At 32.6% G+C, this 12,161-nt stretch carries 7 protein-coding genes; 5 read left to right on the top strand and 2 right to left on the bottom strand.

Annotated elements, in window-relative coordinates:
• Positions 1-2 precede the first annotated feature (2 nt).
• Positions 3-1,007, top strand: coding sequence for a PorP/SprF family type IX secretion system membrane protein (locus ACXAG4_RS11120; RefSeq protein WP_475296164.1), 1,005 nt, complete (start codon positions 3-5; stop codon positions 1,005-1,007).
• Here ACXAG4_RS11120 and ACXAG4_RS11115 read toward each other — a convergent pair whose 3' ends face one another.
• Positions 1,008-2,972 (bottom strand): M1 family metallopeptidase, encoded by a 1,965-nt coding sequence (locus ACXAG4_RS11115; protein WP_475296163.1) that lies wholly within the window; start codon positions 2,970-2,972, stop codon positions 1,008-1,010. It abuts the gene before it with no gap.
• A 70-nt stretch (positions 2,973-3,042) separates the two neighbouring features.
• Between ACXAG4_RS11115 and recG the strand changes: the two genes are divergently transcribed.
• Positions 3,043-5,151: an ATP-dependent DNA helicase RecG gene (recG, locus tag ACXAG4_RS11110; RefSeq protein ID WP_475296162.1), complete on the top strand. Its 2,109-nt coding sequence runs from the start codon at positions 3,043-3,045 to the stop codon at positions 5,149-5,151.
• A gap of 237 nt (positions 5,152-5,388) precedes the next feature.
• A complete protein-coding gene (locus ACXAG4_RS11105) occupies positions 5,389-7,560 on the top strand; it encodes an endonuclease MutS2 (RefSeq protein ID WP_475296161.1) in 2,172 nt (723 codons plus the stop codon).
• A 251-nt stretch (positions 7,561-7,811) separates the two neighbouring features.
• On the opposite strand, the gene ACXAG4_RS11100 is transcribed toward ACXAG4_RS11105, so the two are convergent.
• Positions 7,812-9,404 (bottom strand): thiol-activated cytolysin family protein, encoded by a 1,593-nt coding sequence (locus tag ACXAG4_RS11100; RefSeq protein WP_475296160.1) that lies wholly within the window; start codon positions 9,402-9,404, stop codon positions 7,812-7,814.
• Positions 9,405-9,715: 311 nt separating this feature from the next.
• Here ACXAG4_RS11100 and ACXAG4_RS11095 point away from each other — a divergent pair, with 311 nt between their 5' ends.
• Positions 9,716-11,611, top strand: a complete 1,896-nt coding sequence (locus ACXAG4_RS11095; RefSeq protein ID WP_475296159.1) for a tetratricopeptide repeat protein — start codon at positions 9,716-9,718, stop codon at positions 11,609-11,611.
• A gap of 18 nt (positions 11,612-11,629) precedes the next feature.
• Positions 11,630-12,049, top strand: a complete 420-nt coding sequence (locus ACXAG4_RS11090) for a thiol-disulfide oxidoreductase DCC family protein (protein WP_475296158.1) — start codon at positions 11,630-11,632, stop codon at positions 12,047-12,049.
• Positions 12,050-12,161: the final 112 nt, after the last annotated feature.

The raw sequence follows: 12,161 nt of genomic DNA, 5'->3' as shown, positions 1-12,161 counted from the left end.
TCATGAAAATAAAATTATATGTTATTGTAATAACCGCATGTTATTGTTTTAAAGCACATGCGCAAGACCCCATTTTTAGTCAGTATTTCATGGTGTCTGAAACTATAAACCCTGCATTTTCAGGTTTTGAACAAGCTACCTATTTTGGAGTTTTACACCGTACACAATGGCCTTATTTAGACTTACAAGTAGACACTAATTATGCCTTTTTTAACACGTGGTTAGAAACTGCTAGTAATGGCATTGGTGTTGGTGCTAGTGTTTTAAATCAGCGAGAAAGCAGCACTAGTTACAACCATTTTCAGTTTAATGCTAACTTTACCTATATTGTTGGTTTGCATAACGATTGGTTTTTTAGGCCTGCCATTGAAATTGGTTACGGCATGAAATCGTTTAACTTCAGAAATTTATTGTTATCAGATCAAATTAATATAAATGCTGGTACTGTAAACGCAAATTCTAGTGATCCGTTTGCTGCTAATGCCAATGATAATATTGGATTTGTAGATTTTACAGCTGGTTTTGTGTTCGATAAGAAAAACAGAAGTAATGATACCGATTTATGGCTTGGTGCCGCCGTAAAACACTTAAATAGACCCAATATTTCGTTTTTAAACAATGGTAATGTTCCATTAGATATTCTGTACACTATACACGCCAATTATAAGTTTCCGTATTTTGATTATAATGACATGATACTTTCTGCAAATTATATGCAACAAGGCGAGTTTAACAGGTTTGATTTAGCCGCCACAGCCAAACTAAACAAACTATTTTTAGGCGCTATGGCTGTTACAAATCCTGCTAAAAACAGTGGTAACAGTCATTTACTAACATCAATAAATGCATTGGTTGGTGTAGAATTTGAACGTTTACGCTTTGGTTTTTCTTATGATTTTAACACTTCAAATATTGGAAGAACCGATGGTGTTTACGAACTTTCTATAACCTACTTAGCAACTTGTTTAGTCTGTAGAAATCCTGCAAATAAAGAACGTAGAAAATAATTATTCTGCTTTTAACGCTTTAAGTAAAGTAGTTGCAAAACTTTTAAAACGCCAGTTATGATGTTTAGTAGCTTGTTTTAAGTTTTCTTTACATTGGGCTGCACAAGCTTGAATTTCACTTAAATATTGAAAGGCATTTTGCCTAACTTCAAAACCATATTTGGCACTTGTATAAGCTGTTAACTCTTCAAAATATTGTTTTTTATGTTCGGTTTCAAAACCATTAGTAATTAAGGCTAATGTTAACCAAAGCGTTCTTATATTTTTATTTTGAAAGCCAATTATTCCCTTTGTTGCTTTTAAATATTTTGATTGACTTTCAGGAAAATTTCGCCATAAATTAAACAACGCCGTTTCAATAGTTACATATGATTTATCATTTAAAAGCGACTCATAATCTTCTTTTAATTCTAAAGGAATTTCTATTAAATTTTGAGCAATGGCTTGCCTTACTTTTATAGAATTTTTAAATGTATTTTTAGTTATTAGCTGTGGGTTTTCTGTAATTATTTTCACTTTTACCTCATCTGAACTATTAGTATTTAACAACTGTTTACATTTCAAATCATTAGTTTCACAGTCAACTTCTAAATAATTGCTTATAAATGTTGATGTTTTTAAAAGTTGTATAGCCTCATCAAAATTAAAAACCTCACGCTTTAACCAAGTTTCAACAAACCCCTTTAAGTTTTGCTTGCTTATTTTTTCTACTTCACTTATAAAATCATTAGTTTCAACATTTTTATATTGATGTTTTTGCAAATAGTTTTTAACGGCCTTTTTAAAAGCGGTATCTCCAATTTTATTTCGTAGCGCATGTAACACCCATGCGCCTCTTTTGTAAAATGTTGTGCTACTTGCCTTAGGGTTTAAAACCGCTGTACCTGCTTTTGCTTTATCTTGTTGTTGTAATTCTTTTGCGTATTTATATAGTTGCCAATAATAGTAATTTTCTCCAAACACTTCTTTTTCAGCTAATAAGGCGTAATATGTAGCAAAACCTTCTTGTAACCAATGGTGCGTACCATTGGTTTCTGTTACCAAATTACCAAACCATTGGTGTGCCAACTCATGGGCATTTACATTTACATAATTTTTATCTGTAAATGCAATAGAATCTGTTACAAAACTATCAGCAAAAATAGTTGCGCTTGTGTTTTCCATACCGGCATATAAAAAGTCTTTTACTGGTATTTGCTTGTAATTTTGCCATGGATACGGTACTTCAATGTCTTCTTCTAAAAAATCGAATATTTGTTTCGTGTAGCGATAGGTTGGTTCAACTTTTAAAGAATCTTCAGGGTAGTAATACATTTCTAAAGGAATGCCGCTTTTAGAATATTCTACCTTTTTATCATATTTACCAATAACTAGAGCTACCAAATAGCTAGACATGGGTTTTTGCATACTATAGTGCCATGTAGTTATAGATTGGTTTGCATGTTTGTTTATTAAATTACCGTTGGCTATAACTGCGTAATTTTTATTAAAAGTAACAGCTAAGTTAAACACTATTTTATCATTCATATCATCAATACTTGGCAACCAATTACTTGTATACTTCCCTTGTCCTTGTGTCCAAATTTGAGGTTCATTATCTCTTTCAATAAAGTATAATGCTTTTTTTGGAGTAGCATTATAATTAAACGTTACAGTGTATTGTTTCCCTTTTTTAAATGTATGATGAAGTATGAGTTTACTTTTAGAATTTACGATATTTAAAAATTGTTGCTTATTATTTATAAACAAACTAACATTTTTAAACTGCATGTTTTGTGCATCTAAAAAAACCGAATCTGTTTTTTTTAATATACTAAAAGTATAAGCCACCTTGCCTATTACTTCATTTTTAGCAACATTAAAACTAATACTTGCTTTACAAGTTTTAAAATCAACACTATCAGTTTGTTGCCCATAACAGACTAGCGTTAAAAAAAACAGAAATAATATGAATATATTTTTCATACAGTGAATATAGCAAACTTTAGTCCAAAATACCATTTGTAATTCGTTTCAAAAGAATTAATTTAGTTCTATGAATACCGCTTTTTTACAAACACCCATAGATTACCTTAAAGGCGTTGGCCCCAACAGAGCCGATTTGTTTCGTAAAGAACTTGGTATCCACACATTTCAAGATTTACTCAACCTATTCCCAAACCGTTACATAGACCGAACGCGGTATTACAAAATAAACCAAATACAGCAAAGTAATGCCGAAATACAAGTGGTTGGTGTTATTAAAAGCTTTAAAGAGGTGGCACAAAAACGAGGCAAGCGTTTGGTGGCAACTTTTCAAGATGAAACTGGCACTATGGAACTCGTTTGGTTTAGAGGTCATAAATGGATAAAAGACAGCTTAAAATTAAATACCCCTTATGTTATTTTTGGTAAAACCAATTGGTTTAACGGCAAATTTAGCATGCCACACCCCGATATTGAAACGACTGAAGAGCACAAAAAAGGACTTAACGCGGGTATCCAACCTATTTATCCATCAACCGAAAAACTTACAAATAAAGGCATTAGTAATAGGGTTGTTAGTAAAATTGTGCAGCAATTATTTTTAGAAACAAAAGGACGTTTTACCGAGACACTTTCTTCTGAACTCATTTCAGAATTACACCTTTTAAATAAAAGTGAAGCGCTTTTAAATATTCATTTTCCAAAAAGCCAAGAACTATTAGCAAAAGCACAATTACGCTTAAAATTTGAAGAATTATTTTTTATTCAGCTACAACTAATAATTAAAAACCTCATTCACAAAACAAAAATTAAAGGGTTTACTTTTGATAAAGTTGGCACCTATTTTAACACCTTTTTCAACAACCATTTACCTTTTGAATTAACCAATGCTCAAAAGCGAGTTTTAAAAGAAATAAGAGCCGACTTAGGAAGCAATGCCCAAATGAACAGACTACTACAAGGTGATGTTGGTTCTGGTAAAACCATTGTGGCATTTATGTGTATGCTCATGGCTTTAGATAATGGTTTTCAAGCCTGCCTAATGGCGCCTACTGAAATTTTGTCAGTTCAACACTATAACGGATTATTAGAATGGTGTAATAAACTGAATATCAATATAGAAATATTGACAGGTTCAACTAAAACTTCAAACAGAAAAACAATACATCAAGCGCTTGAAAGCGGTAATTTGCAAATATTAGTAGGCACTCATGCCTTACTTGAAGACAAAGTGAAATTTAAAAATTTAGGACTCGCTATTATTGATGAGCAACACCGTTTTGGAGTAGCACAAAGAAAAAAACTTTGGGATAAAGGCACCTCAAATCCGCCCCATATTTTGGTAATGACCGCGACTCCAATTCCGCGCACCTTAGCCATGTCTGTTTACGGTGATTTAGATATTTCTGTTATAGATGAATTACCTCCAGGGAGACAAGCCATTAAAACCGTACACAGGTTTGATAAAAACCGCCTTAATGTTTTTAAGTTTATTAAAGATGAAATAAAAAAAGGGCGTCAAGTTTACGTGGTATATCCGTTAATTCAAGAAAGTGAAAAAATGGATTATAAAGATTTAATGGATGGCTATGAAAGCATTTCGAGAGATTTTCCTATGCCAGATTACCAAATTTCTATTGTTCACGGCAAAATGAAACCCGCCGATAAAGACTATGAAATGCAACGCTTTGCCAAAGGCGAAACACAAATTATGGTTGCTACAACTGTAATTGAAGTAGGCGTTAATGTGCCTAATGCCTCGGTAATGATTATAGAAAGCGCCGAACGTTTTGGCTTATCACAACTACACCAATTACGTGGACGCGTTGGTAGAGGTGCAGAACAAAGCTACTGCATACTTATGACAGGGCATAAATTATCTGACGACAGTAAAACCCGATTAGACACCATGGTTAAAACCAATGACGGTTTTGAAATTGCCGAAGTTGACTTAAAACTAAGAGGTCCTGGTGATGTTATGGGAACCCAACAAAGTGGTGTTTTAAACCTAAGAATTGCCGATATTGTAAAAGATAAAGATGTATTGCAACATGCACGCTACTACGCTAAAAAAGTACTTAAAGAAGACCCCTCATTATTACATCCAAGTAATATTAATATTTTAAATACTTACAAAGCTTTATCTAAATACAAAAACATTTGGAATTACATAAGCTAAAAACCCAACTGCTTCCAATTGGGTTTTTCACTTAACTGTTCGATGTTTGATTAATGTTTGCTTTGGATAATTAATTAACTTTAACAAGTGCAAAGTACACACAAAATCAACAGGTTAACGTTATAACTGTGTTAAAAAACAACACCGCATTGTTAATTAACAGTAATTAACCTAAACAAAACCACACAAACCTTTAAACATAATGCTTAAATTTGTAGCCTTATTTAGCATTTAAGAATGATAAACATTCACAAAAAAACATTAGAAGATTTAGAGTTTTACACGGTTTTACAACAAGTAAGCACACACTGTATTACGCCACTTGGTACAGCACGTGTTTTAAAATCAAATCCGCTAAAAACCAAAGAAGCTGTTCTATTCTCATTAGCATTAACCAATGAGTATGTATCATCATTTTATAACGACAACCGGATACCAAATCATAGTTTTGAAGACATAAACAAAGAGTTAAAGTTACTAAACATAGAAAACACATACTTAGAGGTTTACAGTTTTAAAAAAATAGCATCACTATCTGCAACTACCAATGACATTGTACTGTTTTTAGAAAAGTTTAAAGAGTACTATTTACAACTAAATAATTTAAGTTCACGCATTGAAGTTACCAAAATAATTATTGAAAAAACCGAAAGTGTTATTGATAAATTTGGTGAAATTAAAAACAATGCATCGCCATTGCTTTATAATTTAAGGCAATCTATAAACATTATTAAAGGGAAAATAAACCAAAGTTTTACATCGGCTTTAAACCAATACAGTAGTCAGGATTATTTAGATGATATTAGAGAAACCGTAATAGAAAACAAGCGCGTTTTAGCAGTAAAAGCCATGTACAGGCGCAAAGTACGTGGTTCTATAATGGGCAGCAGTAAAACCGGTAGTATTGTTTACATTGAACCCGAAACAACTTTACAACATACCCGAGAACTTAATAATTTAGAATACGAAGAGCAAGAAGAAGTTATAAGAATTTTAAAGGAACTTACTAACTTTATTAGGCCATTTGCAAACCATTTAAAAGACTCTCAAGCGTTTTTAGTAACCATGGATGTAATTGCAGCTAAAGCTAAATATGCGCGCTCTATGAATGCTATTTTACCTGAAATAACCGAAGAACGCCACCTATTTTTACGAGACGCCTACCACCCGCTGCTATATTTAAATAATTTAGCGAAAAATGAAGAAACCTTTCCGCAAACTATTGAACTAAAACAAGATAGTAGAATTATTGTTATCTCTGGGCCAAATGCTGGCGGAAAAAGTATTACATTAAAAACCATTGGTTTACTGCAAGTTATGCTGCAAAGTGGTATATTAATTCCGGTGCATGAGCGCAGTAGAGTTTGTATTTTTGATAGGGTTTTAAGTGATATTGGCGATAACCAATCTATAGAAAATCACTTGAGTACCTACAGTTACAGGCTAAAACAAATGAATTACTTTTTAAGAAAGTGTAATAAAAACACGCTTTTTTTAATTGATGAATTTGGTACAGGTAGTGACCCAGAGCTTGGTGGCGCTTTAGCCGAAACGTTTTTAGAAGAGTTTTACCACCGTGAAGCCTTTGGTATTATAACCACCCACTACTCTAACCTAAAAATATTAGCTACCGAATTGCCTTTTATGGAAAACGCTAATATGCTGTTTAATGAGCGCACATTAGAGCCCATGTTTAAACTAGTAATTGGGCAAGCTGGTAGTAGTTTTACGTTTGAAGTTGCCCAGAAAAACGGTATACCGTACAGTTTAATTAACCGTGCCAAAAAGAAAATTGAACGTAGTAAAGTGCGTTTTGATGCTACTATTGCCAAACTACAAAAAGAACGCTCTAAGCTTGAAAAAACAGGGCAATCGCTTAAACAAAATGAAAAGAAAAAAGGTGAAGAAGCTGATAAGTTAGAAGAGATTAATGCCAAAATACAGAAAAAGCTTGAAAGCTACCAAGAACTATACGATAGCAACCAACGCTTAATTTATTTAGGACAAAAAGTTGATGATTTAGCTGAAAAATATTTTAACAACAAACAAAAGCGCGATTTAATGAGCGAACTTTTTAAGTTGGTGCAAATTGAAAACTCGAAACGTAAGCGCATATCGGCTAAACAGAAAAAGGCAGAAAAAGCCAAAGAAAAACAGGTAAAGCAAGAGGTTGAAAAAAAGGTAAACGTTATAAGAAAAAAGAAAAAGGTTGAAAAAGAACTAAAAGCCAAACAACCACCTAAACCAAAACCTATTTTAAAACTTGGAGACCGCGTTAGAATGGAAGATGGCAGAGCTATTGGTACTATTGACAAAATTGAAAAAAACAAAGCTGTTGTTAACTACGGTATTTTTACTACCAATGTGAGCTTAGAACAATTGGAATTGGTTGAAGCTGTGAAGAAATAAGGCATTAGGCATTGGCTGGCAGTAATTTTTTTTGTGTGTTTAACTGTTATTGCTGGTAGTTGTGTTAGGGATTGAGGTATTTGTTGGAGCTCCTCGACGCAGGAGAGAGCGACTACCGAAAGCCCGACCCGACCTAAGAAGGGTAACACCATAAAAAATTATAGTTTAAAAGTTTTAAGGAATTAATTAACAGCCAACACCAAGTTGTTGAATCTACAACTTTAAGGTGCCGACTGCTTTTAATAAATAAATTAGTAAACTCGCCACGCATAAAAGTAGGTACGCATATCAATATCTTTATCTTCTGTTAGAAGTAATCTGACATAATCGTCTTTGTCGCTGCCATCATTATCATCATCTTTACCATTTTGCACATCTTTTAGTAAAATTTTCATTTCTGTTTTTCCTAAATAGTCATCGCCTCCAATGGCATCATCTTCGGTAAACTCTGCAGAAAGTAATATATAATCATTCTCTAAATCTGGCATATACAATTCAATTTCTTGAGTTTTATCTATTGGTATGGGCCAAAACTTACCTTCCTCGGGTATAATGTAATTATTTCTAGTACGTGTGTAAGACTCTGACGCCATAACATTATTATTTTGAAAAACTTGTGCTTTCATATTACCGTGTAAACGTATACTGCCTCCGTTATTTTTAACTAAGTTTATACCGTAAAGCTGAATACCAAATTTATGATAGGCTTCATAACATGTTCTAATATTATATTCACTAGATAACACCACATTTGCAACCGGAAAGCCTTTTCTAATATAACGCAATGTATAACCCAAAGGAGCACCAGGAGAATTTGCTGAATACTCGCCACCTTCAGTAATATAACTATATACACCTTGCGGACCGCTTACAACCTGTGCCGCATCACCAGATGAGCCACCAATTACTAGCGCTTTTACGGTAGAGCTATTCCAAAATGCTTGGTGCTCTCCATTACCACCAGCAGATCCACCTTTAAATGCCGCATTAAATGCCGCTTGAGTATCTGTAAATTTTGAGTTGGTTTCTACAGTATAAATTAACATTCGTCCGTATTTTACAGAAGATACTATTACAGGACTTGTACTGTTTAAATTAGGTGTTGAAGCGAAAAGTTTTCCGGGGTTTTCACTGTCTTCTATGGTTAAATCTATGGTATAATACACTTGCAAATATTTAATAACGTATTTGTATTTTTTTTCTGAACTATTGAAATTGAAAGACCCCGAAATACTATTTTTTCCTTTAGAATAACTAGCGCCTAATGCAACCCCTAAGTGCTCTTCTGAATATACTTCTTCTGTAGTAAAATTTACTTTTGCTGATGCTGACCCCGTTACACCTTGTTGCAGCATATTTTTTACACCTGTTCTTACAGTGTTTACATTAGGGTTTTCTATATACGCTGATGGTTTTCCGTTTAAATTTTCTAAAGAAACCGATAAAGTTATGGGCGCTCTGTTACCTGTAATACCAATATATTCTCCTGTGGGAATAGATTCTCCTTTTAGCATAGCGCCAGGGTAAATAACATCGCTTGTAGGGTCTAGTAAAATCATTTCACTAAAACCGGGTGATAACTTGTATTTGTTTACTACGCACTCGTTTTTTTGGCCTTCGCGCTCTTTACTTACTTCTTCAACAAATTTTTGGTTGGCGTCTTCATCTGGTTGTTCAAAATTACTTAAACTTGCTAGAAGATTGTTTACTTCTAAAAGTGCTTCGCCCGATACTTGATTGTTTGGATTTGTTTCTACACTTTCTGAACTGCATGCGTTGCATGAAAGTATAATGGTTGTTAATACCAATAAAATTGGCTTGATTGTTAATAGCTGTGTTTTCATGATTTCTAATTTTTGTGATTCAACAGTTCAAACTTATACACCAATGGAAGTGAAAACTAATTTTTAGCATGGACAAACCATGGACAGCATTACCAAAAACAGCTAAAAACACACATGGACAAAGCCGTAACATATAATTTTTAAAAGCACCACAAAAAACTGATTATCAGCAAATTAATTTTCAATAAAAATATAAAACCCAAACCAGAAACATAGATTTATTGTGAACAAGACTATTTTTAAGAAAACTTCTTATATAGAAACCAAAAGGTTTATTAACTATCTTAGTTGTGTAATTAACAATCCTAATAATGAAAAAGTTAACCACTTTATTTCTTCTTTTATTTAGCACTTCTTTCTGTTTTTCACAATATGATGCTACACCAAAACAAATTGATAGCCTTATAAATATTTTAAACAACACACCAGAAACCACAGAAAGAACACCCATTTTAACAAATTTATGGAGAGCCCATATAAATAGAAATAGCGGTAAAGCATTTGCATATGCACAACAACTTATAGATTTAGGCAAAAAACTAAACGATGTGCCTACCACCTATACTGGTTACCAAAGAATGGCTATTGCATATTCTTATACAGACGACTTAGAAAACTCTAATAAATATTACAGAAAAGGCCTAAAATTAAGTATTGAACATGCAGAACATAGCTGTATTGCTGCAATGCACTTAAATTTATCCTTAAACCATGCTCTTATAAATCAACATGATAGCACTTTATTTCATGCAAGTAAGGCTGAAAAACACTTTTTAATTGCCAATGATACTACAGGTTATGCAGGAGCACTTGAAAAGAAAGCTATTGTTTATAATGATTTAGGACAGTTTAAATTGGCGTTAGAAAACAACTTAAAAGCCATGAGAATTTATGAACAATATTCAGATGATAGAGCCATAAGAAGTACCATTAGTGCTATAAATGCTATTGGTTATAACTACTTAAAAATGAAGGACACTTCAATGGCAATCAAGTACTATGAAAAAGCACTCAACAAATACAAAGAAAGAGATGATAAGCTTGGGGTTATTTTTGGACTCACACAATTAGGTGTTCTTAATCTTAGCAACAAAGAACATTACAATACATCTAAAACAATGCTACTAAAAGCCAAAAATCTTGCCATTGAAATGAAAAGCCCCGGTAGACTATCTATGGTTTATTACGGTTTAGGCCTTTACCATAAAAAAGGAAAAACATATAAAGAAGCGAACAAATACTTTAACAAATCTTTAAAAATCGCAGATTCTCTTCAAGAAACAGCTAGAGTTACCGATAATCAAATTCAAATGGCTAAAATTGCCTTTATAGAAAGCAACTACAACAAAAGCATTAGTCTTTCAGAAAAAGCTTTAAAGCTTGCAAAACATAAAGACTTATTAGAAACACAGCTAAACACTTACAACTTACTTTATAAAAATTATGAAAAATTAAACCAAACCGATAACGCATATTTTTATCATAAGCTCTATAAAAAAATAAGCGATAGTATTTACAATATTGAAAACGGACAAAAATTATCTGAACTACAAACCATTTATGAAACCGAAAAAAAAGAAGCTGAAATTGCTTTTCAACAAAAAGAAATAGAAACTCTAAACCAAAAAGTTGAAATTAGCAATCTTAAAAAAGGGCTTTATGCCGGTGGTATGTTTACATTTCTTGCAGTTTCTGGTTTGTTATATTTCGGGTTTAAACAACGCATAAAAAAAAATAAAATTGAGCGAAAAAAACAAGAAGAAATCTACAAACAGGAGATTGCTTTTAAAAAGAAAGAACTTGCTTCACAAACGCTACATTTGGTTCAAAAAAACACCTTTATACAAGAGTTAAAAGAGAATTTAGAGAAGATAAAAAAATCTCCAGAACTTTTTAAAGTTGAATTCCGCCGTTTAGTTATGCTACTTAAAAAAGAAAGTGCTGAAGATAAAGATTGGGAGATATTTAAAAGCTACTTTACCGAAGTACACAATAATTTTGATAACAAATTGAAAGCCATTTATGCTGATATTACCGAAAAGGAAATTAGGCTAGCATCCTTTTTACGCATGAACTTATCCACTAAAGAGATTGCCTCAATGCTTAATGTATTACCCGAAAGTGTTTTAAAAAGTAAATACCGCCTAAAAAAGAAACTAAAACTAGATAAAGAAACCGATTTAAATACCTTTTTAAATACCCTTTAAAAGCCGTATTTTTGTAGTGTGAAAACCCCAATACCACATAACAAACAACTTATTTTATTTGATGGTGTTTGCAACCTTTGCAACAATGCTGTGCAGTATGTTATAAAACATGATAAAAATAACGTGTTTTTATTTGCTCCATTACAAAGTAACATTGGGCAGGCGCTTATTAATACGCATAATTTAGACACTAAGGTTATTGATTCTGTTTTACTCTATACTCCAGAAAAAGGTATTGTTTATAAGTCAACTGCTGCATTAGCTATTGCTAAACATTTGGGTTTTCCTAGAAACTTACTGGCTGTTTTTTATATAATTCCGGCGTTTATTAGAAATATTGTTTATGATTTTATTGCCAAAAACCGCTATAAATGGTATGGCAAAAAAGAGGCTTGCATGATTCCTACACCTGAGTTAAAAAGTAAGTTTTTAAGCTAACACCTGTTGATAACTTTTCTTTCAATACACGTTGTAAATATTGGCTTTTCATTTTTTAAATAATAACTTCGTTTATTAGTAGATGTAAATTAATAAAACGGATTTATATCTT

This window comes from Seonamhaeicola sp. ABD4_175 (assembly GCF_056160885.1).
Note: the sequence above shows the minus strand (reverse complement) of the source record. Positions and strands in the feature narration are given on the sequence as shown.

Coding starts and splice junctions, on each gene's coding strand:
- recG (WP_475296162.1), top strand. CDS start 3,043: ATGAATACCGCTTTTTTACAAACACCCATAGATTACCTTAAAGGCGTT.
- ACXAG4_RS11100 (WP_475296160.1), bottom strand. CDS start 9,404: ATGAAAACACAGCTATTAACAATCAAGCCAATTTTATTGGTATTAACA.
- ACXAG4_RS11115 (WP_475296163.1), bottom strand. CDS start 2,972: ATGAAAAATATATTCATATTATTTCTGTTTTTTTTAACGCTAGTCTGT.
- ACXAG4_RS11105 (WP_475296161.1), top strand. CDS start 5,389: ATGATAAACATTCACAAAAAAACATTAGAAGATTTAGAGTTTTACACG.
- ACXAG4_RS11120 (WP_475296164.1), top strand. CDS start 3: ATGAAAATAAAATTATATGTTATTGTAATAACCGCATGTTATTGTTTT.
- ACXAG4_RS11095 (WP_475296159.1), top strand. CDS start 9,716: ATGAAAAAGTTAACCACTTTATTTCTTCTTTTATTTAGCACTTCTTTC.